This window comes from Peribacillus simplex NBRC 15720 = DSM 1321, assembly GCF_002243645.1.
In the GTDB taxonomy this organism is placed as follows: domain Bacteria; phylum Bacillota; class Bacilli; order Bacillales; family DSM-1321; genus Peribacillus; species Peribacillus simplex.
Window position 1 is genome coordinate 1 of the sequence record NZ_CP017704.1, and the last position, 25,267, is coordinate 25,267.

The window sequence follows — 25,267 nt, forward strand, 5'->3', positions numbered from 1 at the left end:
TTTTCGTCAGTCCTTCTGCTGCGAAGTAATAGTAAATTGCATGTGTACAAAAGAACTGAAGAATCCAGGTGATTAAGAGAAACAGCTCTAAACGCTCTATAAATATCCCTTTTACTTCATACGATTGAATAAAAGAAATGGTTGGCCATGTAACAGCTTTGACTTCATGAACAGTCAGTGTAGCGACTACCAGAACATATGTAATCACATATAATATCATCGGTATGAAAAACCGATTAAAACGCCACTTTTTATCTTGTTTTGATTTTTAACGACGCCAAACAAAAAGATGAAAAGTTCAATTCCAAAAAAAGACAAAGTCCCGGAGCCCATTCCTTTCATCACAGGGAGAAACCCTTTTCCAAGAACAGGCTGCAGGTTTTTTATATCGACTACTTTAATACTGAACATATAAATGAACAAAACGATGACAATTGTCAGAGGAAGAAAGAAGACGCACACCTTTGCAATGGCTTTAATTTTGCCTGTCAATAGATGGACACTCGCTAAAATCAATGTGAGCAACAATATTTCAACCGGCGTATCCTCCAAACAAATAAAATCGGACCATTTCACTCATGGCAAGCACTTCAAAGCTGGCCACTCCTATAAAGTAAAACACCACGATCAATCCAATAATTTTGGAGAGCCACTTTCCATATGCCTCCTCCATGTATGTGAAATAGCTTATAACTTTATGTTTTTTTAACATTACAACCAATAGGCATATTAAAAGGGCAATAATGAACCCATTTAGAATCAAGACGATCCATCCATCGGATGAATTAACTTTTTCCGTTATCGTCCTTGGAAGCGTAAGCATCCCAACTCCTAACATGGCGCATGAAATGATCGAGGCCAATTCCCCGCTAAGAATTTTGCCGTCTGCTTGGCTCAAGAAAGTTCCCCCCTTTTTTCCGCTTCGGTAACCGGAGAAACGCGTCCTTCCAAGTCTTTTTACCGATAAAATCCGTTGGTTGAAAATAAGGTTCTTGAAAGCTAGTCAATTTCGACAAATGGCTGATAACGATGATAAAGAATAAAGTGGTTCCATATAGACCTAGAACGGCGGAAAAAATCATCGCCCCGAACCTTAATGCCCTGAATGCCAGTCCAAAGCTATATTGTGGTACCGTAAAAGAGGTAATCGTCGTAATCGCTACGATTATGACCATGAGGGAACTCACAATATTCGCTTGAACGGCTGCTTGTCCAATAATGACACCACCAACCAATCCAACCGTTTGCCCAATGGGCGCTGGGAGCCGAATTCCTGCTTCACGAAGCAGTTCAATCGTCAATTCCATGATGATCGCTTCAACAAAAGGCGGAAATGGTACGTTCTCCCTTGTACCAGCGATGGTCATCGCTAGTTCCGTCGGCAGCAATCCAGGGTTGAACGAAACCAAGGAGATATAAATTCCTGAAAGAAAAACGGTAATAAATAAAGAAAAGTAACGAAGGACACGTAGAAAAGAACCCGCGACCCACCTTTCATAATAATCATCAGGTGACTGCAGCAGCATCGTGATCGTCGTAGGTGCCATCAACGCAAATGGAGAGCCGTCAACCATGATGACCACCCTTCCCTCCTGCAGTGCCGCCAATACTTTATCCGGACGCTCGGTATTCTGGATCTGTGGGAAAGGGCTAAACGAAGTATCAATTAATTCTTCAAGCATCCCCGAGTCTTGGAGATCGGTAGCTTTTACTCCATTTATCCGATTATTCACTTCTTTTAACAAAGAATCGCTTGCTTTTCCTTCATAATAGATTAATGCAACTTCCCGTTTTTCAAGCGTCCCTAACTTCTGTTGTTTGACGATTAGGTTGGGATGGTTTGAATATTGTCTAATTAATCCGATATTTTCCTGGAGACTTTCGATAAACCCAAGCTTCGGTCCACGGACAACCCTCTCTGTCGAAGGTTCACTCAGTGTACGAATTTTCTCCTTTTCCAGATTCAAAACATAACCATTTGCCATTCCATCTATAAATAAAAGTGTTTTTCCGTCAAAAATATGCTCTATGACTTTTTCATATGTTTCAACATCTTGTTCCCTGACTGCACAGATTTTGGAAATGACCAGCTTCTCGATGGAAACCGGGTGCCTTGATTCGACCTGCGTAGCGGATAAATCTAGGACTATATCATTGAATGCTGGATAATTCATTGTTCCATTGACAAATACAAATAACCTGAAACTTCATAACCGGGAATGAATATCTTTTTAAAAACTACATCATCCTGCATATCCAATTCAGATTTCAATTTTTCCTGCTTTTGATCCAATCTTATATGCAAGGGTTTACTTTCCATGGTGAACTCCTTTGGTTAAATGCGTTTTATTGTATCAGTTTCCTCTATTTTCAATTTTTTTATTCGAACAGGAAATGGTGACAGCTTTTAGACCAAGAATCCTTATAATGAATCCCCCTTTCCGAAACGAGCATCCTAAACAATCCAAAATGGTTAATATGTAATTAAATTGCAAATGCTAGGATAACAAGCTTTAGTTTAGAGGTGACAGCATTGTTTAACCGCGGAAAGTTCAAAAAAAAACCCAATCAACCAAACGATAAAAATGATGAATTAAATAAAGTTTCGGATGTAAGGGATCTATTCAATACCCTTTCTTCATCCAATGATTTCATAAATCATCAAGGAACGTATAATGGTGTAGGCTATTGGGTATCTTTTTATCGCTCTTTAATTGATGCACAGGAACTTCATAATAGTGTTCTTTCTGTCATACCAACTCTGGAAGCGATAAATTTGGAGCAAATTAAAGAAAACGTTCCAATAGCAAATACAATTATCACCAATACCAAGGTTGTAATCGAAGAAAGGATCATGAGAGGCGAAATTGCCATTCGTTTAGATGCGAATCTTGATGAATGCCTATTAATCAATGTTGCGGCACAACAAGGAAGGCAAGTTGATAAACCTGAACTTGAATTTGGAATCATAAGTGCTCAAGAAGCTTTTGTTGAGGATATTGATATCAACCTGAATCTAGTCAGAAAAAGGCTGCCTATCCTGGATTGCAAGTAAGTGAACTGACTGTGGGGTCCTTGTCTAAAACCAAAGTGGCGGTTATATCTATAAAAGGAATCGTTGATCAGGAAAATGTCGATAATGTTATCCAAAGGATCAATGACATAGAGTTTGATGAAATATTGGATGGGTCCTCTCGCGCAAATGCTTTATGATGATTCAAATACCTTATTTCCCCTTTTTCTAAATACCGAAAGGCCTGATCGCATCGCAAGTGCATTGGCTGAAGGTAAAGTAGCTATGTTAATCGATAGGTCTTCCTCTGCACTTATTACACCAACCATTTTGCTGGAATACTTTATTACCATGGAAGATTATAATATGCCATGGATTCCGGCATCTGCTTTCCGTTTATTAAGGATATTCGCGGTCGCTTTTTCGATATTTGCCACTCCTCTTTATGTAGCGGTGCTGACTATCATTATGAACTGATTCCTAAAGATCTTTTGGAAACGATCGTCACTTCAAGGAACTTGATACCTTTTTCAGCCTTTGATCGAAGCATTATTCTTGGAGATCTCCATTGAGTTATTACGTGAAGCGGCTGCCAGGCTGCCAACGAAGGTAGGCCAGACATTAGGTATCGTCGGCGGTATCGTTATCGGTCAAGCTGCCGTTGTAGCAGGTTTGACCAGTAATATCTTATTGATCATCGTTGCCCTCTCAGCACTGGCATCTTTTGTTACGCCTATTTATAAAATGGGTAATGCCATTAGGGTACTGCGGTTCCCCTTTTAGTGGGGCCCAAATTTGGGGGTTGCTGGGCATTACGATAGCGGCCGTGTTTTTGATGACCCACCTTATCAAATTAACGTCAATGGGACACCCGTACCTAGAACCGATATACCCATTTCGTATGCAAGATTGGAAAGATAGCTTTCCGGCTTCCTTTTAATTTTTTTAAATCCAGACCTGTAAATTTACGTCCTGATGATATATCCAGGCAGCCACAGCCAAAAAAAGCAAGAATCAAAAAAAATGATTTTAATGAATGATTAAATGAGGGTCCTGTATGAACCAAGCTGGAGTTAATGAAAAGTATAAGGTATCCCCGTCTATGTGTTTTTTTTAGTGCATTCCATGCAAACGGGAATAGGCGTTTTAAGTTTTCAAAGAGTTTTAGCGAAGACAACGGGAACAGATGGCTGGATTTCGATACTACTAGCCGGCCTGATCGTTCATATAATGATTTGGGTCATATATAAAATCTTCAGTATCGTCCCTGGTGATCATTTCGGCCAATAATCATGCATTCGGAAATGGATCGGGAATTTCTTCAGTCTATTATTCATTCTTTACTTTTTGATCATAGGGATGACTATCATGATTAGCTATATAAATGTCATACATGTATGGATGTTTGAAGAGGTAGGTTCCTGGGCGTTTACCTTGGTTTTCCTGATCCTGATTTATTATATAAATACGGGAGGTTCCGTACAATTACGGGTATTACCTTTTTAAGCTCCATTTTGACTTACTGGCTTTTATTTGTCCTATTTTTGCCATGAAATACTCTGAATTCACCAATTTGCTCCCTGTTTTCCACACACTCTATTGGATATATTGAAAGGAACAAGAAGTACTTCATTAACAATGCTTGGTTTTGAAATGATCGTGATGTTTTATCCGTTCATCAAAGATGCTAAAACTTCACAAAAATATGCTCATGGAGGGGCCTTAACAACAACCTTAATAACCGTATTCGTTTATTTAGTTTCAATTGTTTTTTATTCACAAAAACAGTTGGAACTGACTATATGGCCGACACTGACATTGACCAGTATTGTCGAATTGCCCTTTATTCAACGATTTGAATATATAGACGTTTCTTGGTGGGCCATCGTCATCATTCCCAACATGACCATTTCCTTGTGGGCTGCAAGCCGAGGTTTCAAGCGTTTATTCAATGTTCAGCAAAAGTATCCATTATGGGAATGTCCATTATAATCCTGCTTACGAATATTTTTTTTTGATGTCGATTCACTATATATATTGCATAAAATCATCAATCCCTACGGCGCACTCTTTGTTGCTTTATACTTGCCTCTTCTTTTGGTCGTCATTTATATAAAGAAAATGAGGAAACGTTTATGAGAAAATTATTTCTTGTTATATTGGCTTTTCCCCTCCTTTGCAGCTGTGCCGAGCCAAGGGTGGTTGACGAAGTCAATATGTCCCAAGCCATTGGCTACGATATACTTAAGAATGATAATGTCGAAGGAATGTTCGTCATCCCTATCTTCCAACAGGACAAGATGGGTAAATATCAAATTTTAAGTGGACATCGACGACAACGAGTGATGTCCAGGCTGTCGTTTCCAAAAAGCGGATAAGCCGGTAATGCTAGGACAGACTCGCATCGTTTTATTTAGCGAGAAAATGGTTCATGAAATCGGAATAACAGAACTGACCGATTATCTCTACCGTGAGCCGCAACTTGAAACAGAGTCATTTTGGCTGTCGTTGAAGGAAAGGTCAAGGATGTAATAAATACGAAAGCACCAAATACGAATGTGAATATTGGAATCTTTTTATCGGATTTGATTAATCAACAGAATGAAACAGGGAACGGACCGGATACTAACCTCCATCTTTTTTTAGGAACGCTCTAGAAACTGGCGGCGATTCGTATCTTCCTTTAATTAAATTAATTAATAATGAAGTTGCGGTATCTGGAGTCGCCCTATTTCATGAAGATAAGATGGTCACGAAAGTTCGAACGGGTGATATGTTCATTTTTAAGACATTAGTTCAACATCATAGGCGGGGAGTATACAAATTCAAATTAAAAGACAAGAAGAGAAGCGATATCGTAGTGGAAAGTATCCGAAGCGGTTCAAGTTATGAAGTATCCGAATCAGAGAGTAGTCCCTCGATCACGATTAAGATCAAAATTAAAGGACAGATCAAGGAATCCATGCGAAGTGACAACCTTACCAATAGAAAGATGATAAAAAAAATTGAAAAGGATATGGAAGATGATTTAACCAGGCACGCAAACCGTCTTATTAAAGATTTTCAGAAAAAATCCCTTGACCCGATTGGCTTAAAGGAAAAATATCACGCCAAAAATAAAAAATTGACCTATGAACATTGGAAAAAGATTTATCCGAAGATGGACATTAATATAGAAACTACAGTTAACATCATCCAAACCGGGGTCTCTGAATAATTTAATAATAGGAATACTCCTTACATGCTGTCTGTAAGTAACCATACCACTAAACATATCTCTGAAATAGTAAACATAGGTTCCCTTTTTATCTGACATTTTCAGGAAAACACGCCTGTCCCAGGCTGTCGAGAAACCCTCGGCAGCCTTTAATAATTTCAATTCACTTCGATAAACCACCGCGATAATATAGTATTTTTCACGTATTATTATAAGGTTAGTGATCCTAATATTTAATACATTTGACAACTCACAAAACGAATTGGAATTTGTTTTAATTAATGACCTTTCCCTCACAACCATCTTCACCGAAAAGAGGATCTGGAAGGCCCTAATTAGGATCACTTAATCAGTGGTTACTTATCTGGAATCCGTCCGAAAAGCAACTGGGACGAGAGATTCAAGTAATCCAAATACAAAAATCACCACTTAATATCGGTGCTTTCGCTCTCGGTTTGTAAAGTGTCAGGTGAAAACCAATCTTTGGATTCATTGGACACCGGAGGTTCGCTCCTGTGAAAGGACATCGGAGCTTGTATGTTTCTACCTTTTCGAACTAATCGTTCGCGCACTTTAAATGAAGGCGGATGTGCTGAATATTCTTCAGCTGATCGTAAAAACTACTCCCATATATTAAATATGCTACAAGATAGATTTCATCTTGCTGGTGAACATCTCAGTTATTTAACCGGATGATGGCAGGTGATTTTGAATCAGCCAGAAAGTATAAAAGAAGGTAGGGTCACTTCTTAAGAAAAAGAGTTATTAACCTATCGATGTTTTAATAAATAAAAGGAGCTGACTTTATGAAAAAAACTTTGAAATCAATCATCGCTACTTCTGTAATAGGTATAAGTGTATTCTTGGGATTCTCTTTTGCTTCCGCAGGTAGCGAAAAAGATGAATTGAACTCAGAAAAAGTGACCTTCTTTGGATCCCCAACTTCTGCGATTTCCAGTTCAGTTTCTGTACCTCAAAGTTATAACCGGATATCGTTTAGTGGAACAGTAGCTCCTCTTTTAAAAAAAGATGGAAGACTATTTATGAGAGATATGGCAATACAGAAAGGCAGGCAATCGGAATCTTAGAGAAATTAAAAGCAGATTTGAAAACAAAAGGACTTTCCCTCGCTGATGTAACCTATCTGCGTGTGTATATCGCGCCAGATCCTAATAAGAAGATACACCAGACTATCAAGGTTGGTTTAATGCCTACGCTCTGTTCTTTAACACAAAAGAAAATCCAGTTAAAACAGCTCGTTCAACAGTAGGGGTGGAAAGTCTTGTTTCTCCGGATTATCTGATTGAAATTGAAGCAGAAGTAGCCTATAAAAATAAGAAGTTAGACGATTGAAGTGAATGTTATGTTTCAAAATACCGGTGTTCCAGGCTTAGTTATCATTCTTATCTTTGCACTTGTGATTTTGGTCCTAAAAAATCACCAATCGGACGAACTTTTGGACGAAAACTTTATCTGAATTCAAAAGTGCAACCAAATGGTTAGTTGATGAGGATAAAGAAGAAGCGAAAAAAACTGAGTTAACGACTGTTTTATAGCTGGGCAGTTTGAAACGATGTTTACGGCAGTTAAATATTTTCGTTTATTTATTAACCTGATTTTACGGTTCGGCTTTTTATTTGAGATGCCGCTGGTCGTGATGTTTTTAACGAGACTAGGGATTCTCAATCCTGTGAGGGTGGGCATCTCCAAGGTTGTTTATAAGTAGAGTCTAGTCAACCAATTACAATGTGATTAAACGAATTACTTTAGTGAGACTGGATTTTTGCCTCCAGGGTCCCTTCTATCTAAAGTGAAGGAATTGAAAAATACAAGCCGGAAAACTTTTGAATACAAACAGAGACAGGAAGAATCTTATATTTAGGTTAGTTAAGTGACACAGTTGACAGTAAAAGGACCGCACATTTTAGATATGTCTAATATGTGCGGTATTATTTATTATTATCAAATTAGGCTATGTTAAAAGATAAAGGTTGATTAATAATAAAAATCAACAATAATCTTTAACAAAGCCATATTAAATAATCTGGATGGTTTCCTATAAAAGAAGCAACCAGACGGCAGTCGGAACTTCAATAAAGCACTCAATAGTTCAAGAAGTAGTCAATGCAAATGGAAATTATTCCACTCATTTTCTGGGATAACTCTGTTGAAGTAATCTGTTGGTTTGATTTTATAGCCTACAATTTTAAACGTTATTATCTCTTCCATATATGGTGGGGTATGCGGACCTTGGAAACTTACTACTTGCACTGTAACGTAAAATATATCAATGTTCTCTTCGTCTTGTTTTATTTCTAATATTTTCTCATTACCTCTAAACCAATCTGCCCCTACTACCAAACTAATTGGTTCCTGTAATAGCTTAATTAATGCTTTTTCTAACACGTCTTGAGGTATTTCCGTAGCTTTTGAAAAATTGGGAGCTAAGAATAAAATAAAACATAAAATGATTAATAATGAAAACTTCTTTTTCATATAACTCACCTCAGTATTAGTTTTCCTTTACTAAGGTTTATTTATTTCTCTTACTTAACTAACCTGCCCCGTTAGTTCTATAAGAAAAGCACATTATTTGTCTATCTCTTTTACATAATCACAGTTCTAGGTAGTATACCTAAATATAAATAGCCTCATCAAGTTTTTGATGAGGCTATCCACTGCGTATAGTGTATTAAAGTTTTTGCACTAGAACCAATATATCTTTAGGAGCATTTCTTTAGTTTTGTACGGCTCTAGTATAATAATATTCTTCAAGAGTAATTCCGTGGCTCATAATAGTTTGAGCTATTGATTTGCCTACATATCGAAGATGCCATGGTTCATACTTATAACCAGTAACTGATTCTTTTCCTTTAGGGTATCGGATAATAAATCCATAATCATCTGCATGTGCCTGTAGCCATTTTGCTTCTTTAGTACCTCCAAAGCAATCCTGTGCCGCGCATTTACCATTTCCTCCTGTCACATCAATAGCAAGACCTGTTTCATGCTCACTTGTTCCAGGTAATGCACTGTATGTGATTGCTTTGGCATAACCATCCCTTTTTACATAATAATCAAATAGAGCAACTTGTGTAGCATGTGATCTGTATGCAGATACACCGAGAAGACTTACTCCCTGCTTCTTGGATTCCGCAAATAATTTGCTAATGGCAGCAGCTGCTTCACTTCGCATTTTTCTCTTTTCTGTCTTTTCTTTAAAAGTAAACGGTATCGACGTATATACTAAGTCTTTTGGTACATAGTTTTCTGGTAGCTTATTTTTTTTATTGACTAGCACTGGAATACTTTCAGGCTTTGCAACAACCTGAATGGCGTCAGATGTAGGATTGGATACCTTTACATATTTACTACTAACATAACCTGTTTGACCGTTTAAGCTAACCTTTAGCCATCCATTCGCATTTTTTCCAGTAACCGTTAGCTTTGTGCCCTGTTTAACTGTTGCTATAATTTTATTAGCAGTAGAAGGACCTGTACGGACATTCAGGTTAGCAGTTGATGTATAGGTTACTGTTGCTGTACTAGAGCCAGATGAAGAGTTTGATATTTTTACATATTGGCTACTAACATAACCTGTTTGACCATTTAAGCTAACCTTTAGCCATCCATTCGCATCTTTTCCAGTAACCGTTAACTTTGTGCCCTGTTTAACTGTTGCTATAATTTTATTAGCAGTAGAAGGACCTGTACGGACATTCAGGTTAGCAGTTGCTGTATAGGTTACTGTTGCTGCATTGGCTACACTTGGTTCTAACCCCTTAATATTTGCATGGTTAAAACCGATTAAACCTGCACATAAAATAATGAAGGTAAAACCGGAAGCTAGCAATCTTTTGTTTAACGTTACTTTATTTAGTTTTGTCATTTAGAACACCTCAGTTTTAAGGTATATTTTAAAACAATAAATGTCACTGGTTTATTATTCCAATTAGCAACAAGAATGTTGAAATGATTATATTTAGGTTAGATAATGTAAACATATGAAAACAAAAAGAACGCACATTTTAGACATATCTAAATATGTGCGTTCTTTAATTATTGAACTAACGCTCCTGTAAGTGAAATATTGTATGCTACACTTTTTTCGTAGATGTACTTGAGCTTGATAAATCAGTATATTATCTCCTGTGTCAACTATATGGGCTTTTTTCCAACCACTGTCTACACAAGAGGGGATAATATCAATAACAGGAAGCTAACGCTACTACAACTTTTTATTTATCTATCCTCGTAAGCAGTAAACAGCACTCCACATGCATGAAATTTAGATGTTTTTTTTCCAAAGAATTAGACCTAATTGTTACTCGATTCTTTCATTAAATTTACCTTAGGTATATTCAATAGTTGGCGAAGCTCGTTGGATAATGTCGTTCTTGTTTCATCACTCACTATATAATACCATATATCACCATACATCCCTCCATCACCTGGGATCTCTATTTGTTTAATATGATTAGCAGCGCTTTTATAGGAGTGTTGTATAGCAATCATTTGATCCATTGTTAAATTGGTTTGAACATTTTTTTCCAGTGCTTTTAATATCTTTTGATAGTTAGCTAATGAAGTTAATTGGGACCCTTCATGAATGACTTGCTCAATGACCTCACGTTGTCGCTGTTGCCTACCAAAGTCACCGTGTGGATCTTCTTTTCTCATCCGAGCATATACAAGAGCCACTTTGCCATCGATATGTTGTTTTCCTTTCTGTATGTGCACTCCTTCAAGGGTAAAATCAAACGTATTATTCACTGTAACACCGCCAACCGCATCGACGATATCCTTAAATCCTTCCATATTCACTTTTACATAATAATTGATAGGTATATTTAAGAACTGTTCTACTGCTTTGACAGACCCTTCAATTCCACCATATGCATAAGCAGCATTTATTTTGTTATACGTATTTTTTATAGGAATGAATGCTCTTGTATCACGAGGAATGCTCACCATTGCTGTTTTTTTTGTTTCCGGATTAACAGTGATGACAATCATTGAGTCTGACCGACCGACATCACCAGATCGTTCATCGACACCTAGCAATAGGATAGTTATTGGATCGTGTGTACTGAGTGGTTGCTGCTTACTAGATTCACCATGCAATGGTTTATATATATGATCTACCGATTTTGCAACTACACGATAAATACTGTAACCGAATGAACCGCCGATTAGTAACAACAAGACCATTCCAATAAAGGTGAATTTTCTCCATTTTATTTGTTTTTCACTTTTTGAATTTTCCATGTACATCCTCTTTCTAGTCATTAATTGCTGTATTGCTCTAATTTTGACACGTCACCCATATAAAATAACTCTTTCTATATGATTGGAACCCTTTAGTTGTTTAAAGGTTCATATACCTTTTGGGAATTCCCTTCATAAATTACAATAGATTTTGCTTGAATGGTTTCGTTGTTATATATAAAGTCTTTATCTGAAAAGTTGGCTATTACTTTAAATTTGTGCCAAATTCTGTAGATTGAACAAGGCGATCGTTTGAAAGCACCTTAAATCCTGTCATCTGTTTTGCTATAGCTTTTTGATGAAAGGGGGACCATTCCTTTAAATAGGAAATAATAGTGAACAATAGTTTCATTATTTTTCGTCCATTCTTGCTTATTCAGATGGTATAACGGTGGCACATTATATAAAAATTCATATATCATTCTGTCACCGACCATATCTTTGATTTTCAAACTTCACCATTCTCAATGATGGGTTGTGATCACCGATTCGTAATTTAAATAGAGGAAGAGAATAAGCTGGATCGAGATAGATATGTTTATATAACTCTTTGATCGGAATCTGTTTACTGTACCTGTCAGGAGCTGTTCCTTCTTGGGACCAGTACCCTCCAACATAATACGGACTATTTTTACTTTCTCTAATGTCCGGGTCTCCCCACTTAATCACAGGAGTTTCTATACCGTGGGCAAATTCTCATCAGGATAGCTCCATGATATTTTGTGATCATCCTTTTCCACGAAAACTTCAATTTCCGGGTTACCATCGAATGTAAAATCGCTGTACTTAATGTTTGTTGGCTTATTTATTGCCTTTTGTACATCTTTTTCTTTATCCCATCCTGTAAAAAAACTAATAATGAGAATAATAACAAGTAACACTGCATCTTTTTTTTTCATTTTTAATCCCTCCTGTTATACGTAAACTATACTTTCTTTTTGTTACATTAGTTTTACAATTCTCCACAAAATTGCGTTGGCTTTGGGGCTCATAAAAAAAGAACCCTAATGATTGAAAGGGTTCTTTTGAAAACAAATATAGAATTGTATCTGATTATTGAAAATCGAGGCTCCATGTTTAAAATGATGACGAATAAGAATGGATTTAACAATAGCAAGCCCTAAGCCTGTGCCAGAGGCTTTTTTGTTTCTAGATGCTTCTAATACATAAAATGGCTCCCAAATTTTCTCAATCTTTTCTGTTTGTTGTACATTTGTGCCGTTCTTAATTTGAAATACGATTTCTTGTTCTAAATCCTCAAATTCAATTTCAATTTTATGATCTTCTGTATATTTAATCGCATTACTTATTAAATTGTTAAACACTATCTCGATCTTCTCTTTATCCGCCCACACAAATAATTGATGTAAATGAGAATTAGAAATTCTAACATCTATTTCTTTTGTTTCGATCTCAATTTTATGTTTTACAAGGCATGAATGAAATAAGTCGATAAGATCAAAAGTGGTCTTTTCAATCTCATCTCTTTCAATTTTTGAAAAGTTTAATAAATCCTCTATTACTTTGGAAATATTATCTGTTTGTTTTATAATCGTGTCAATATAAGTACCGTCGTCTAGCCCATCTTTGATTCCTACACAATATGCTTTTATTAAAGACAACGGTGTTTTCAGTTCATGCGTAAGATCAGACATAACTATTTTTAAGTTCACATTTTTTCGTTTTAAGTCTTGATGAGCCTTATTAAGCTTATCACTCATCAAATTAATGCTGTTGGCAAGCTCCTCAATTTCATCATTTGTTTTGATATGAACAGTTTCAAATTTTAATTCTGAAATATCTTTAGAAACATCTTTTAACTCTTTCAACGGAGTGGTTATCTTTTTTGACAATATCCAGACTAACGCAATGATGAGGATAATAGAAAATAGCAACATATATAAATTAAATTCATTGACGATTTTTGCCGTATCACTAAAATGTACAATGGAATTGCCGACTAACACGAGCATATCGTCTCTTTGCATAAAACTGGCAAAAAAGCTTGATTTTAACTTTCCCTGGTCATATATTTTATTCACTTTTTTTCCTTCTGCCAATTTTTGAAGTGTTTCTTCTGTAATCCAAAATTTATTTAATGTGATTCGTTTTTTGTATAGTTGACGAAATACTACTTCATTTAATTCATCTACATTACTATTAATAGGCTCGTAAACAATGGTTATTCCATATTTATTTTCAATAGTTTCTTTGGAATGAATAAATGTAGTCTTATCCATTTTTTTTATCTCATTAGAAACTTGCTCTAACCTCTCTTTTGTTTTATGCAAGTAATATTTAGGCAAAAAATATTGAGTAAGCAAGATTGTGATAGAAAAAATGACGATTACTGCTAAGGAGATGCTTAGGGATAGCTTTCTTCCAAGCTTATTCATCTTCTTCCTCCAAACTATATCCCAACCCTCTATGAGTTTTGATCACGCCTTCTCCGATTTTGTCTCTTAGCCTTCTTATATGTGTATCAACCGTTCTTTCTTCCCCAAAGTAATCAAATCCCCAGACGATATCAAGGAGTTTTTTTCGTGTTAGTATACTCCCTTTATGATTTAGAAAGCATCTCAAAAGTTCAAATTCCGTTTTTGTCGCATTCAAATTTTTTTCCTTTTTATAAATTTTTTTTGCTTCTAAGTCAATTTTTATGTCTTTTAATTGAACGATCTTCTCTTTACGAAGAAGTTTCTTTGCTCTTGTTAATAGAATTCCTGGATGGAAAGGTTTCCTTACGTAATCATCTGCTCCAATCTTTAACGCTGCTAACTCATCTTCATTTTCACTTTTCGCCGTGAGCATTAATACTTTTGTGTCACTATTACTTTTTATTTCTTTACAAACTTGCAAACCATTTGCCTTAGGCATCATCCAATCCAATATAGCTAAATTGATTTTGTTACTATAAAAAATAGTCAGTGCCTCTTCTCCATCTTCAGCTAGAAAAACATGAAATCCTTCTCTCTCAAAATAAGCCTTTAAAATTTTCAACATATCTTTTTCATCATCTGCGATTAGTACTTTCATTTTTTCCTCCGAGTTATCGAATTTAGATACAGATTTGATTCTTCAACTTGACTAATCACACACTAGTATTTACATTTATAAAAATTTCCTGAGCCAAAAACTTCTATCAGCCACTTTCTTAATTAAATCGATTAGCTTATCTATTGCCTGGTTATCTTTATTCTTTTTCATATTTCCGATGTATTTTTCACGATTTTGATATAACATGTATATCGCATCGATAAATGTATCATTGTTCAAATTCTCTTGTAGAAGTACTTCTGCATATCCAGCATTTTGAAAAGATTGAGCATTTAAGACTTGCTCTCCCCTGCTGGCACCATTGGAAAGTGGAATAAGAAGCATTGGCTTTTGCAAAGACAATAATTCAAAAATAGCTGTTGAACCTGCCCTTGAAACCACAAAATCGGTCATAGCCATGATATCAGATAATTCTTCGTTGATATATTCAAATTGTTGATAGCCTCTTACCTGAATTGATGGATCGACTTTTTCTTTACCACAAATGTGTACAATTTGAAAATCTGTTAGTAATTTATCTAAACATGATCTGACAGTTTCATTAATACGTTGCGCGCCCTGACTTCCACCCATAACTAGCAACACGGGTTTCTCTTCTGTAAATCCACAATAGGACTGCCCCCCAGTGTAATGGCCTTTTTTCAATTCATCTCTAATAATACCTCCGATATGAATTGTCTTATTGGTCTTTAGGTCTTGTCCAGTATCAGGAAAAGTCGTGCATACTTTTGTTGCAAAAGGAAGAGATAGTTTGTTGGCAAGTCCTAGTGTTCGATCAGGTTCACGAATCACGATTGGAACTTTGTTTAACCATCCCCCTAAAACGACAGGTACAGCTACAAATCCTCCTGCAGAAAATACAACATTAGCTTTTACCTTCCTAAATAACCGATACGATTGGAAGATTCCTTTGATTACTTTAAAGGGATCTTTCACATTATTCCAATCAAAATAGCGCCTTAACTTCCCAGTTGAAACACTATAATATTGAACGGAGGGGATACTTGTCATTAATTGTTTCTCGATTCCGTTCTCAGAGCCAATGTAATGAACATCCCAACCTGCCTGAATAAACTTCGGGATCAGCACTAGATTGACCATTACATGGCCAGCAGATCCCCCTCCAGTAAAAACAATACTTTTTTTCAACTTATTTCCCCTGCCTTTATCATTAACAAATATCATCATATTACATACATTCATACTATCCGTGTATTTCTTCAGCCTATTAAAATTCAAATAATAAAGTTTCCGTTTTTTTTAAGAAACTATGGAAAATGTCTTTATGTGAGTCCATCATATCTTCTGGGATTGCATCCAACTTAAAAAAACGTAAATCTAAAGATTCTGTATCGGATACTAACAATTCTCCTTTATAATCTTTCGAAGTATAAACAACTGTTACAGCATAAAACTCGTCTCCATTTTGCAATTTCACAAAGTATTCTTTTCCAGAAAATACACCAACTAAGGTGAGATTATCTACAAGAAGTCCGGTTTCCTCATACAATTCTCTTTTTGCTGTATTTTCAGTTGATTCTCCCAGCTCCATTAAACCGCCAGGAATGCCCCATAAACCCTCCGGTTCTTTACGTTGTTGTAATAGAACACCATTATCTTTATCAATTAGAATCACAACCGCGCCAACCAAAATAACTGGTCGATGTCCTACAGCTTTCCTTAATTCGCCAACATACCCCATCCTATATCAGCTCCTTACATAGGATGAGATCGTCAGTTTTCGTTCCACGACAGAAAACCTCCTTTCATTAACATTTGTTCCACTTCGCTATTTGAAATTTGCTTTGTAGCAGAACTATATTCCTTCAGGTTTACCGGCGTACTGCTAGTATAATGTTCTTGAAGTCCTGGCATAGGAGTAGAAGGCAGGACTACAAAATAATCATTATCAAAATATACAGTTCGGCTGCTTTCACATTCGGTAAAGAGTGTTTCATTCAATTTTTCCCCTGGACGAACACCTATTTCCTTTATTTCAATATTTTTTTTACCTGATGATTCAATTAACACTTTGGCTAGATCAGCTATCTTTATAGAAGGCATGTTCATAACATATGTTTCTCCACCTTTACCGTTATTTGTTGCCTTAAACAATAATTGAACGGCATCTTCAATCGATAAGAAAAAACGTGTCATACCTAGATCAGTAATACCTATTTGTGAAAATTGTTTTATTTGATTTTTGAAAATAGGAATAACGCTGCCACTGGATCCGAGAACATTACCACTTCTTACACAAATAAATTTAGTGTTTGTTTCTTTTAAATTTGCATGAATAATTAGCTTTTCTCCAAGAGCCTTCGTGATTCCGTAAGTATTTGAAGGATCCGCAACTTTATCAGTTGAAACGTATATGACTTTTTTTACATCGTTTTCAATGGCTGCTTCGATCACATTTTGCGTACCAAGTACATTTGTCTTTATGGCTTCAAAAGGTTGATATTCACAAACAGGCACATGTTTTAATGCAGCCAGATGAAAAACATAATCGACACCCTCACATGCTTGCATAAGTTCTTCCTTATCACGGATGTCACCGATAATGAACTTGAATCTATCATCATTAGCAAATTGTTGTTGCATCTCAACTTGTCTTGTTTCATTCCGTGAAAAAATACGAATTTCTTTCGGATTATGATCAAAAATCTGTTTCACAATTTCAAGACCCCATGATCCTGTACCACCTGTAATTAAAAATGTACTATTATTCAATGTTTTTCCCTCCATATAAATCATAAAATAATTCAATCAATCCCTTTACATTGCATATCGAAAAAATGATAGCAATTCGTAACAACCATCATGACGAATATTTTGATTTTTTATTCTAGATATATAATAGTTTTTGTTTGTTACATTAGTTTGACAATCGTAATAGTTAAAAAAAAACATGATAAACAATAAGACTCTGAATTATTAATAAGTTAGGTAGCTCCAAGGGGATAACATCTATAGGGTGGGGTACCTTTACCAAAAGTCATGTTGTAAACAAAGTTATTATAGAAAAACACCATTCAAATAATAGAATGGTGTTTTTCTATAAATATGTTCATCTATCAGGCGTTAATTGAATAACTTAGAGCTTCGACTCACCTCTAAATATTTCCATTATCTTATTCAAGATAATGGACCGATTGCTGAACAAAAATAAAAAAATTTTCTTCAGATGTCCTGCACGTTACTTCAATAGAATCAGAAAACAACCAATTTGTGTTAATGTGTAGATCCAAAACTTATTCCCAAAAACGAAGTAACATTTTTAATCGCTAATACCCTTTTTGGTGCTAATATAAGTTTATTAACAACTATTAGCAGGTGATCGTATTATAAGGTCAAAAACTATTTCATTTGCATTAAGCTTGTCCACAAAAATTCTTCTCCGAAAAATTCACTTGGTTGAGTAATCTTTTTCATTTCACTAAAACTAATGATATCAAAATCCTTTGCGAATACTTCTTTAAGTCTGCTACATACGGCAGTCTTGGTGGCATCATTGTGTTTATGATCTGGTTTTATTTATCTCGGCTCATCATCATCATTATAGGTGGAGAAATCAATGCCTCATAAATGAAGATCATCCAAAAAGTGAATGAGCTTCCTTCAGTTCCCGTAATAGCTGAAAGCTCTTCAACGAACACTAATCAAGAAATAACATCTTGTATTGGGGAGGAATTCTTTCATGAGTAAGAAAGGAAAGCATAGGGGTAAAAAGGGGAACCATAAAACATCAGGTTCTGCAAATGGGCAGAATGGCGATCATTAAAAAGTTAAGCTGCATACAAAAGGGAGCCTTTTAAGATCACTTTTGTACAGTATGATTATTGTAAGAATCGTACATTAAGAAAAGCGATTCTTATTAAAGAATCGCGCCCTTTTCTTGAATAAACAAGAAGCTCATATTAGCCGGTATTGTGGAGGCAATTAACTTATTCTTGCTGGTAATGTTAAATATCGTAGAAGAGTGAGATTACTTTGGATCAACAATTGTTTGATTAAAGTTATTCGTTAGCTCAAAGAAAGATCTGTGTAAACATCTCTCGATCCTCAACTAACATCACCTTTTTGAAGAAAAAATGGATTACTCTTCTCTTGCCTATTTATAATGAATAACATTTCAAGAATACCAATAAAAAGCATAATCAGTCATAATTGAAGAATCACCCAACTGATGTAACATAGCTGAAATATTCCCTCTATGATAGGTTCCATGATTCACAACGTGTAAGACCATTTCAGATATACTTGTTTCTCTTAATCCTGCCCATGGATTATCCAACATTATTCTCTTTTCCATATCTTCCTGTCTGTTCAAAAAGGATTTAAACCGAGATGTTAAAGTGTGAAATTCCGTTTCTAAGTCTTCAATGGGCAGTTTCTCAATCTTTTCTTGAATTTGAAATGAAGATTGCATTGCTTCATTCATACTCTGACCCTCGAGGGTATTAAGCCATCCATATTCCACCAAATAGAGATGAGATAAACCTTTGAAACAGAAGGAAAGACACTTTTCATTTCCTTTTGATATTTCTCAGGAGAAAGTGTCTTAAGATGATCAATAATCCGTTGATTTGCCCATACATGATAGTTATATAGATTTTCTACATGATTTGCCATACAATCGCCTCCTTATCATCACGTTTTTTAATATTCTTTATCAGAATGAATTATTCCTTTAAATATTATTACTTATCTTATTTTATGAGATCTTCAACTAAATGGCCCAATTGTTGAACAAAGGTCAAAGCAATCTTCAACTAACCTCCCTCAATAAACTAAACACAATCTCACGATTGCTCTAGAATTCTTAGGATTTCATAGTCATATCATTAACCGTTATCTATGTAAGCTCGGCATTACTCCTCAAGGATAGGGATTTATCGAAAAAAGTGTATGCTAAACTAGCCAATTATAGGAAAAAATTGGTTTAAGCAATGTTATGATCGCACTTTTGGATATCCACATGTCTCATGGAGGTCAACCCTCCCATGTCTCACAGAGTCGATGCTCCTACATTCCTTCGTTCAACCTTTCCATGAGGTGGATGTCGGTCATGCTGCCCCACAGGATCTAAGTCCTCACGTTAGTTGCTTTGCCGACTAATCCGTGCTTCACTTTTAAATGAGTGTTAATTAAATGACCGTGTAACCTTAAAATTCAATGAACTATGCGACTGTTTGATGTACTACAAATGTTGCCATATGAGGGATATCCTTTAACATCTTGTCTTCTTGAAACGTAAATTGTTTTTTACCGATTGAAAACAGAATTCGAATAAGCTTGTTACACAAGGCTATCAGAGATTGCATTTTCTTTAAGGGATTGTGAGAACGTGTTGTGTAATATATATGAAGAGCTTTAAAAGCCTTGTTCTTTGCCACCAGTATCATGGCTGCCCGGAATAAGAGAGCCCTCAATTTCTTTCGTCCCCGTTTGGTAATCTTGGTCTGTCCTTTGTGCTTTCCGGATGTGTTTTCTTTTAAACTTAAACCTGCTAATTTTACGATTTGGCGAGGATGTTGATAGTCTCTGAGGTCGCCGACCTCTGCGAAAAACCCTGCTACTGTATCTCGACCGATTCCTGACACCTCTAACATCTGTGTGACACCTGGGATATGGTCTAATAACTGATCTAATTGATGATCTAATTCTTCGAATTTCACTTGAATAAAATCATACTTCTCTAGTAAAGCTCTCAACTCTAATTTTGCCATAGCTGCCCCTTGACGAATACCAATCGAACGATTGGCTGCTTCTTTGAGTGCTCGTATCTTCTTTAAGCCTATACTGCGTTTTACCACTTGTCTTAAGGAAAGTAAGAGCTCTTCATCCGTATAATTTACAAGTTGATGTGGCAAGGCTTCTAGCTTTAGAAAATGAATAGCTGCCTTGCCTTCCCAACTTTTGAACACTGTCAAAAATTCGGGAAAGTAACGATCAAGCCAGTTATGAACTTGTCCCTGAACGACCTGTAAGTCAACGTTGAGAAGATCGCGAAGTTTTTTGGCCACTCGGAGTTCTGCATAAATTCCTTGTGGAATTGTTGGTTCGGCATATCTTCCGTCTTTGACTAATTGTGCGATGACTTTTGCATCTTTCACGTCATTCTTTGTAGGTGAATTATCGTCTAATTCTTTACTTCGTTTAACATGTAGTGGATTGACAGATACGAACTTAATATTATTCTCTTTTAGAAGATGAGCTAGATTTAACCAGTAGTGACCGGTTGGCTCCATGCCTACAATCACTTGATTTAACTTACACTCTTTAACAAGTTGGTTAATCCAATCTAGAAACGAATGAAATCCTGCTTTCGTATTTTCAAAGAAACACGTTTTACCCAGTTCCAATCCTCTAAAATCCTGTGCTCTCGCGACATGATTGTGCTTGGCTATATCTACTCCGACAATTAAGGTTTCAGAAGTAATTTGAGTGATTTTATGATTTTGGTTATAATTCATTGTGAGACCTCCAAATAGATGTTTTTGTCCTTTTTTAGCTGGCCAGCTTAGGACACATTCATCTTATCAAGAGGTCTTTTTTCGTTCAAACCTCATTTTCAGTTATTACAGGAATGCTGCCCCGTTCGTATTATAAGGTCAGCCAGAAAATATTTCTGGTTGACCATTTTTTATATGGTTTTATTATAACGGTAGCCGGGGCAAAACGTACCTGCTCGTGGGGATAGACCCCGTCAACTAAACAGTTTGCCCCCTACTTGTAGAAACATGATTAGGCTGGTTGGGACGTAGATCTCGTATAACAAGCGAAGCTGTGACACTGCAAGGAGAAATAGGGGTACCGGTAATCCACTAGATCAGGAGGAGATTTAGAATGAATCCAGTCGTTGGTCTGGATATTTCAAAAGGGGAAAGTCAGGTTCAAGCATTTTTGGATAAGGGTAAACCTTATCAAAGGAGTTTTAAAATAACTCATACTGTTGAGGGGCTTAATTTACTTGTAGCGTTTCTTGAGGATGTAAAGAAAGAGTCTGGTCAGAAGCCTTCAGTCGTTTTAGAAGCCACTGGACATTATCAAGCTCCAGTCGTTCATTACTTGGAAGAACGAGGATATTTATTGATTATCATTAATCCATTGATTTCATATAAGGCAAGAGGATCAAGCTTAAGAAAGGTAAAAACAGATGCCATTGATGCCTATCTTCTCTGTGAGTTGTTTTATAAAGAAGAATTAGAGCCATATAAAAAGCGTGGAGTCCAGTTATTGAACCTTCGTAATCTCACAAGACAACATGAAAACATAACTGGCGTTATGGTTCAAACAAAGCTTCAATTTCAGGCAGTGCTTGAACAAGTGTTTCCTGAATATAAAGGAGTTTTTGGAGATTTATATTCTGTGGTGTCACTCTTAACTCTTTCAGAGTTCCCCTCTTCAGAGGACATTTTGAAGGCAAGTGAAGAAGCAATGACAGCAAGGATATTTGAGTTATGCAAGAGTAGATCAATTAAATGGGCAAATGAAAAAGCGATTCAGCTTAAAGCTGCGGCAGCTCGTAACCCTTTTGAAAAGACAGTCTATCAGAGTCATATTTTAAGCCTTGGTATGTATATAAATATTCTTCTTCAGTACAAAGAGCATCTATCAAAGTTAGAGGCAGAGATAGACGCCCTCGCTAAAGAAATTGAAGAATATACGATCCTCAAATCTATCCCAGGTATCGGAGAAAAGATCGCGGCAACGATTATTTCTGAAATTGGTGAGATAGATCGATTTAATAATCCTAAAAAACTTGTAGCTTTCTCTGGAGTTGATCCTAGTGTATTCGAATCCGGTAAGTTTACAGCTACCAAAAATAGAATCACTAAAAGAGGTTCTAGCAGACTTCGACATGCCTTATATATGGCGGTTCGTTGTGCTATTCGTGATTGCCGGAAGTCTAAGACAACTGATGAAATTATCCCTCGAAATAAGAAGCTACGCGTGTTTTATGACAAGAAACGCGAGGAAGGAAAGCCTTATAAGGTAGCCGTCATAGCCTGTGTAAATAAGCTCTTACACTGGATTTTCGCTCTATTAAAGAACAAAATGACTTTCCAAGATATTGTTTAAAATTTATATTTAACTAAAAAGAACAAAACCTTCCAAATGAGAGTCTGAAGGAAGGTTATTTGGTATACCTATTATTAGTATATCACGTATGTTTTTATCTTTTTATTGAAAAATGTTGACAAACTATTAGCTGGTTTAGTTGCATAAGAAAAGGAGCTGCTGATCAGCTCCTGGTAATGAAGTAAAGCACCCTTTAGTTCAAGACAAATTGGGGTACGGCAACGATTCGTTCTTTTTTGGGCCACTCAAAGCTAGGGCAAATTCATTTATTTTGTTGAATTTACCTTAACTTTTTTCTTTAGTGTTCACTTACAACAAAGTTGTTTAATTTTAATATTCCATACATTACACGTAAATGGGACAGTGTTCAAAAAAATAGTTATTTAATTATCTTCACCCTGTACTCATTTTTACAAAAAATAAATAACAATAAAGTCGATTAAATCTGCTTAATCTTCAACAATTGCGCCCGATTCTGGAATATTGAAATATGGAAAGGCTGCTTGATTGATTTAACAACGTTGTGCAGTGAAAGTCGTTTAAAAATAAGCTGTTCAAGGCATATTCTTACGTAAGTAATGGTCTCGATTCTTACCATAAAGTTGTTTCATTTTGCACTGTCAACAAGACTGCATGATGCTAATTTAGGAAATATAGTTGTTTGAAAAAACGGTGGAATGCGGGTTTCTGTGGTCATTAGCCACCTCGAATGTCTGACATATTTTCAGGAAATCTCTTGCATTGAAATTGCTATCGTTTTCTAAGTATGGTTCACGTCAAAGTTACGTTTGTGGGGATCATGTAAGACCTACTAAATGGTAGACAGTTGGTCGATGAAGCAGGAAACTTCCGCCTCTTAGGCGGTGAGTAGTTCACGTATTCAAAACAGGTATTGTTTATTTCACCCGAAGCACTATTTTTCCCTTGGATGTCCGATTTTCGATACTCTCATGAGCTTTTGCTACTTCAGATAAATCCAGTACTTCTGTTACATCGACCTTCACTTCGCCACTTGCCACATAAGAAAGGGCTTTTCGTGCTGCTTGTGCAACGATTTTTGGATGGTACACACTTAGTAACTGTAGATTAAATCCAAGGACTGCTTTACTACTAAACCAAAGTTCATTCGCAGATGGGGTAACATCTACTGCTTCACTTGCATTGCCCATGACAACCAATCGTCCTAATGGGGACAAGAGAGATAATCCTGTTGTTCTGGCTTCTCCTCCTACTTGATCAATGACAATATCTATACCACTACCTGCAATAGTTTGTGCATATTCGTCTCGTAAATAAACTTCGTCATAGCCTAAACTTTTGGCATATGCTACTTTTTGTTTGCTTCCTACTACTCCAATCACCCTACCTGCTCCAAGGGCACGGGCCATTTGCCCGATCGCACTTCCTACTCCACCAGCGGCAGCATGTACCAGTACCGTTTCGCCTTTTTGTAAATGTGCCACACTGGATAAAATCATCATCGCGGTCGTTACATTGGATGGATATGTTGCTGCTACTCGCATATCTACAGTTTTTGTTTCTTGATCCAACGGGATAACCAAATCCTCACTCACTTTCACTACCTCTGCATATCCACCTCCATTTACAATTGTTAGAGCTGCAACAGGTTGACCTACTCTTACTCCCGTTACTCCTTCACCGATTTCTCGAATTGTTCCAGATACCTCAATTCCCGGAACAAATGGAAGCGTTAAATCCTCTACAACACCTTTGCGAAATAATACCTCCGCATAGTTAACACCTGCATAAGCAACATCAATTGTTACTTCTCCAATCCCAGGTTGTGGAGTTGCTACTTCTTTCTGTGTAAGTACGGATGCTTCTCCAAATTGTGGAATGATAATAGCCTTCATTTTTTCTCTTTCCCCTTTCGCTTGCCTGATAATTACTAGGCATTTTTTGTTTATTTTCTTTTCTATGATTTTATTCTAATAGCTACCAATATTATTACGAGTTTTTCGTTATACTAGTATTATCAGTAACACCTTAAGGAGAGAAATCTGGATGGAAAACAGAAATATAAAAGTGCTTGGGGAGTTTTTAAAGTCACGACGAGCAAAGATTTCTCCTGATGGGCTACATGTTTCGACTGGAATGAGAAAACGAATTTTTTAAATAGAAGCATTATAAACAAGAGCTGATTTTCTCCTAACTGGCTCTAAATATGATTGTTGGCTGCCTACACCTAAAATGTTTTTAATGGTTCTGCAACGGACTAACATTCTTACACCTATGTTAGTTTGAATTTTTTTACGTACTATCATGCCTTTATTGTCACTTTAAGAGGTAATTTGCGCTTATTTTAAGTGTTATTTTAAGATGCCTCATATTCCCCAACCCTTAATTCAATAAATTTACATTTACCATTTTACGCTAATTCTGTTAAAAAACATATCCCTTATTGAACTATCCTCCCTCAATAAACTAAACACAATCTCACGATTGCTCTAGAATTCTTAGGATTTCATAGTCATATCATTAACCGTTATCTATGTAAGCTCGGCATTACTCCTCAAGGATAGGGATTTATCGAAAAAAGTGTATGCTAAACTAGCCAATTATAGGAAAAAATTGGTTTAAGCAATGTTATGATCGCACTTTTG

The 25,267-nt window shown here is 36.2% G+C and carries 22 protein-coding genes and 9 pseudogenes; 11 read left to right on the plus strand and 20 right to left on the minus strand.

Annotated elements, in window-relative coordinates:
• Nucleotides 1-64: 64 nt before the first annotated feature.
• The 4 genes and pseudogenes from BS1321_RS00010 to BS1321_RS27215 all read right to left on the minus strand — a co-directional run.
• Nucleotides 65-576: pseudogene (locus BS1321_RS00010) on the minus strand (GerAB/ArcD/ProY family transporter); the annotation flags it as partial.
• Complete coding sequence (locus tag BS1321_RS00015; protein ID WP_094246543.1) at nucleotides 533-898, minus strand: GerAB/ArcD/ProY family transporter; 366 nt, start codon at nucleotides 896-898, stop codon at nucleotides 533-535. The gene BS1321_RS00015 and the pseudogene BS1321_RS00010, both read right to left, overlap by 44 nt.
• Nucleotides 870-2,174 (minus strand): spore germination protein, encoded by a 1,305-nt coding sequence (locus BS1321_RS00020; protein ID WP_094246544.1) that lies wholly within the window; start codon nucleotides 2,172-2,174, stop codon nucleotides 870-872. The genes BS1321_RS00015 and BS1321_RS00020 overlap by 29 nt, the downstream gene beginning before the upstream one ends.
• Nucleotides 2,171-2,320: a hypothetical protein gene (locus BS1321_RS27215; RefSeq protein WP_157732783.1), complete on the minus strand. Its 150-nt coding sequence runs from the start codon at nucleotides 2,318-2,320 to the stop codon at nucleotides 2,171-2,173. Before BS1321_RS27215 ends, BS1321_RS00020 begins: the two co-directional genes overlap by 4 nt.
• 204 nt (nucleotides 2,321-2,524) lie before the next feature.
• Between BS1321_RS27215 and BS1321_RS28590 the strand changes: the two are divergent.
• The 9 genes and pseudogenes from BS1321_RS28590 to BS1321_RS00060 all read left to right on the plus strand — a co-directional run.
• Nucleotides 2,525-3,213, plus strand: a pseudogene (locus BS1321_RS28590) (spore germination protein).
• A pseudogene (locus tag BS1321_RS28595) lies at nucleotides 3,203-3,796 on the plus strand (spore germination protein). The pseudogenes BS1321_RS28590 and BS1321_RS28595 overlap by 11 nt, the downstream one beginning before the upstream one ends.
• 52 nt (nucleotides 3,797-3,848) lie before the next feature.
• Nucleotides 3,849-3,953, plus strand: a complete 105-nt coding sequence (locus tag BS1321_RS28415) for a spore germination protein (protein WP_250645053.1) — start codon at nucleotides 3,849-3,851, stop codon at nucleotides 3,951-3,953.
• A 185-nt stretch (nucleotides 3,954-4,138) separates the two neighbouring features.
• Nucleotides 4,139-5,005: pseudogene (locus BS1321_RS27960) on the plus strand (GerAB/ArcD/ProY family transporter).
• A gap of 143 nt (nucleotides 5,006-5,148) precedes the next feature.
• Entirely contained in the window at nucleotides 5,149-5,391 is a 243-nt protein-coding gene (locus BS1321_RS00045) for a hypothetical protein (RefSeq protein WP_094246548.1), read from the plus strand.
• A 46-nt stretch (nucleotides 5,392-5,437) separates the two neighbouring features.
• Nucleotides 5,438-5,670, plus strand: a pseudogene (locus BS1321_RS28890) (Ger(x)C family spore germination protein).
• Between the two features lie 89 nt (nucleotides 5,671-5,759).
• Nucleotides 5,760-6,230 (plus strand): Ger(x)C family spore germination C-terminal domain-containing protein, encoded by a 471-nt coding sequence (locus tag BS1321_RS00050; RefSeq protein WP_094246549.1) that lies wholly within the window; start codon nucleotides 5,760-5,762, stop codon nucleotides 6,228-6,230.
• A gap of 806 nt (nucleotides 6,231-7,036) precedes the next feature.
• Nucleotides 7,037-7,318 (plus strand): hypothetical protein, encoded by a 282-nt coding sequence (locus BS1321_RS27965; RefSeq protein WP_232522748.1) that lies wholly within the window; start codon nucleotides 7,037-7,039, stop codon nucleotides 7,316-7,318.
• Between the two features lie 467 nt (nucleotides 7,319-7,785).
• Nucleotides 7,786-7,929, plus strand: a pseudogene (locus tag BS1321_RS00060) (twin-arginine translocase subunit TatC); the annotation flags it as partial.
• 422 nt (nucleotides 7,930-8,351) lie between these two features.
• On the opposite strand, the gene BS1321_RS00065 reads toward BS1321_RS00060, so the two are convergent.
• From BS1321_RS00065 to BS1321_RS00110, 13 genes and pseudogenes are all read right to left on the minus strand, one after another.
• On the minus strand, nucleotides 8,352-8,726 hold the full coding sequence (locus tag BS1321_RS00065; RefSeq protein ID WP_063236020.1) for a DUF3888 domain-containing protein: 375 nt from the start codon (nucleotides 8,724-8,726) through the stop codon (nucleotides 8,352-8,354).
• A gap of 241 nt (nucleotides 8,727-8,967) precedes the next feature.
• The gene (locus BS1321_RS00070; protein WP_232522837.1) at nucleotides 8,968-9,801 is read right to left on the minus strand and encodes a D-alanyl-D-alanine carboxypeptidase family protein; all 834 of its coding nucleotides are present in this window, start codon (nucleotides 9,799-9,801) and stop codon (nucleotides 8,968-8,970) included.
• 48 nt (nucleotides 9,802-9,849) lie between these two features.
• Nucleotides 9,850-10,119, minus strand: a pseudogene (locus tag BS1321_RS28645) (SH3 domain-containing protein); the annotation flags it as partial.
• Between the two features lie 428 nt (nucleotides 10,120-10,547).
• Nucleotides 10,548-11,498 carry an LCP family glycopolymer transferase gene (locus BS1321_RS00075; RefSeq protein WP_063236022.1) on the minus strand — a complete coding sequence of 317 codons (951 nt, stop codon included), beginning with the start codon at nucleotides 11,496-11,498 and terminating at the stop codon, nucleotides 10,548-10,550.
• A 205-nt stretch (nucleotides 11,499-11,703) separates the two neighbouring features.
• Complete coding sequence (locus tag BS1321_RS28650; protein WP_412762429.1) at nucleotides 11,704-11,775, minus strand: hypothetical protein; 72 nt, start codon at nucleotides 11,773-11,775, stop codon at nucleotides 11,704-11,706.
• The gene (locus BS1321_RS28655; RefSeq protein ID WP_419555895.1) at nucleotides 11,762-11,935 is read right to left on the minus strand and encodes a glycoside hydrolase; all 174 of its coding nucleotides are present in this window, start codon (nucleotides 11,933-11,935) and stop codon (nucleotides 11,762-11,764) included. Before BS1321_RS28655 ends, BS1321_RS28650 begins: the two co-directional genes overlap by 14 nt.
• Entirely contained in the window at nucleotides 11,925-12,167 is a 243-nt protein-coding gene (locus BS1321_RS28660; RefSeq protein ID WP_411836528.1) for a glycoside hydrolase, read from the minus strand. The genes BS1321_RS28655 and BS1321_RS28660 overlap by 11 nt, the downstream gene beginning before the upstream one ends.
• Nucleotides 12,168-12,175: 8 nt before the next feature.
• Complete coding sequence (locus BS1321_RS00085; RefSeq protein WP_063236024.1) at nucleotides 12,176-12,397, minus strand: hypothetical protein; 222 nt, start codon at nucleotides 12,395-12,397, stop codon at nucleotides 12,176-12,178.
• 105 nt (nucleotides 12,398-12,502) lie between these two features.
• The gene (locus BS1321_RS00090) at nucleotides 12,503-13,894 is read right to left on the minus strand and encodes a HAMP domain-containing sensor histidine kinase (RefSeq protein WP_063236025.1); all 1,392 of its coding nucleotides are present in this window, start codon (nucleotides 13,892-13,894) and stop codon (nucleotides 12,503-12,505) included.
• On the minus strand, nucleotides 13,887-14,534 hold the full coding sequence (locus BS1321_RS00095) for a response regulator transcription factor (RefSeq protein ID WP_063236026.1): 648 nt from the start codon (nucleotides 14,532-14,534) through the stop codon (nucleotides 13,887-13,889). Before BS1321_RS00095 ends, BS1321_RS00090 begins: the two co-directional genes overlap by 8 nt.
• Before the next feature lie 75 nt (nucleotides 14,535-14,609).
• On the minus strand, nucleotides 14,610-15,704 hold the full coding sequence (locus BS1321_RS00100; protein ID WP_063236031.1) for an undecaprenyldiphospho-muramoylpentapeptide beta-N-acetylglucosaminyltransferase: 1,095 nt from the start codon (nucleotides 15,702-15,704) through the stop codon (nucleotides 14,610-14,612).
• Nucleotides 15,705-15,783: 79 nt separating this feature from the next.
• On the minus strand, nucleotides 15,784-16,257 hold the full coding sequence (locus BS1321_RS00105) for an NUDIX hydrolase (protein WP_063236027.1): 474 nt from the start codon (nucleotides 16,255-16,257) through the stop codon (nucleotides 15,784-15,786).
• A gap of 32 nt (nucleotides 16,258-16,289) precedes the next feature.
• Entirely contained in the window at nucleotides 16,290-17,288 is a 999-nt protein-coding gene (locus tag BS1321_RS00110) for a polysaccharide biosynthesis protein (RefSeq protein WP_375781459.1), read from the minus strand.
• Between the two features lie 750 nt (nucleotides 17,289-18,038).
• Here BS1321_RS00110 and BS1321_RS00115 point away from each other — a divergent pair.
• A pseudogene (locus tag BS1321_RS00115) lies at nucleotides 18,039-18,143 on the plus strand (YhjD/YihY/BrkB family envelope integrity protein); the annotation flags it as partial.
• A 547-nt stretch (nucleotides 18,144-18,690) separates the two neighbouring features.
• Here BS1321_RS00115 and BS1321_RS00120 read toward each other — a convergent pair.
• Together BS1321_RS00120 and BS1321_RS00125 are read right to left on the minus strand one after the other, a co-directional pair.
• Nucleotides 18,691-19,190, minus strand: a pseudogene (locus tag BS1321_RS00120) (DinB family protein).
• Nucleotides 19,191-19,738: 548 nt separating this feature from the next.
• Nucleotides 19,739-21,034: an IS110 family RNA-guided transposase gene (locus BS1321_RS00125; protein WP_063236578.1), complete on the minus strand. Its 1,296-nt coding sequence runs from the start codon at nucleotides 21,032-21,034 to the stop codon at nucleotides 19,739-19,741.
• A gap of 373 nt (nucleotides 21,035-21,407) precedes the next feature.
• On the opposite strand from BS1321_RS00125, the gene BS1321_RS00130 reads away from it, so the two are divergent.
• On the plus strand, nucleotides 21,408-22,643 hold the full coding sequence (locus tag BS1321_RS00130; RefSeq protein WP_094246551.1) for an IS110 family RNA-guided transposase: 1,236 nt from the start codon (nucleotides 21,408-21,410) through the stop codon (nucleotides 22,641-22,643).
• 896 nt (nucleotides 22,644-23,539) lie between these two features.
• Here the strand turns inward: BS1321_RS00130 and BS1321_RS00135 are convergent.
• Complete coding sequence (locus tag BS1321_RS00135) at nucleotides 23,540-24,517, minus strand: quinone oxidoreductase family protein (RefSeq protein ID WP_063236573.1); 978 nt, start codon at nucleotides 24,515-24,517, stop codon at nucleotides 23,540-23,542.
• Between the last annotated feature and the right edge of the window lie 750 nt (nucleotides 24,518-25,267).

Bases quoted from the DNA above. Each gene is read 5' to 3' on its own strand.
- BS1321_RS00050 (WP_094246549.1), top strand. From the start codon at position 5,760: ATGGTCACGAAAGTTCGAACGGGTGATATGTTCATTTTTAAGACATTA.
- BS1321_RS00065 (WP_063236020.1), bottom strand. From the start codon at position 8,726: ATGAAAAAGAAGTTTTCATTATTAATCATTTTATGTTTTATTTTATTC.
- BS1321_RS28415 (WP_250645053.1), top strand. From the start codon at position 3,849: ATGACCCACCTTATCAAATTAACGTCAATGGGACACCCGTACCTAGAA.
- BS1321_RS00085 (WP_063236024.1), bottom strand. From the start codon at position 12,397: ATGAAAAAAAAAGATGCAGTGTTACTTGTTATTATTCTCATTATTAGT.
- BS1321_RS00135 (WP_063236573.1), bottom strand. From the start codon at position 24,517: ATGAAGGCTATTATCATTCCACAATTTGGAGAAGCATCCGTACTTACA.
- BS1321_RS27965 (WP_232522748.1), top strand. From the start codon at position 7,037: ATGAAAAAAACTTTGAAATCAATCATCGCTACTTCTGTAATAGGTATA.
- BS1321_RS00130 (WP_094246551.1), top strand. From the start codon at position 21,408: ATGAATCCAGTCGTTGGTCTGGATATTTCAAAAGGGGAAAGTCAGGTT.
- BS1321_RS00020 (WP_094246544.1), bottom strand. From the start codon at position 2,174: ATGAATTATCCAGCATTCAATGATATAGTCCTAGATTTATCCGCTACG.
- BS1321_RS00090 (WP_063236025.1), bottom strand. From the start codon at position 13,894: ATGAATAAGCTTGGAAGAAAGCTATCCCTAAGCATCTCCTTAGCAGTA.
- BS1321_RS00045 (WP_094246548.1), top strand. From the start codon at position 5,149: ATGAGAAAATTATTTCTTGTTATATTGGCTTTTCCCCTCCTTTGCAGC.
- BS1321_RS00125 (WP_063236578.1), bottom strand. From the start codon at position 21,034: ATGAATTATAACCAAAATCATAAAATCACTCAAATTACTTCTGAAACC.
- BS1321_RS00095 (WP_063236026.1), bottom strand. From the start codon at position 14,534: ATGAAAGTACTAATCGCAGATGATGAAAAAGATATGTTGAAAATTTTA.
- BS1321_RS27215 (WP_157732783.1), bottom strand. From the start codon at position 2,320: ATGGAAAGTAAACCCTTGCATATAAGATTGGATCAAAAGCAGGAAAAA.
- BS1321_RS00075 (WP_063236022.1), bottom strand. From the start codon at position 11,498: ATGGAAAATTCAAAAAGTGAAAAACAAATAAAATGGAGAAAATTCACC.
- BS1321_RS28655 (WP_419555895.1), bottom strand. From the start codon at position 11,935: ATGGTCGGTGACAGAATGATATATGAATTTTTATATAATGTGCCACCG.
- BS1321_RS00105 (WP_063236027.1), bottom strand. From the start codon at position 16,257: ATGGGGTATGTTGGCGAATTAAGGAAAGCTGTAGGACATCGACCAGTT.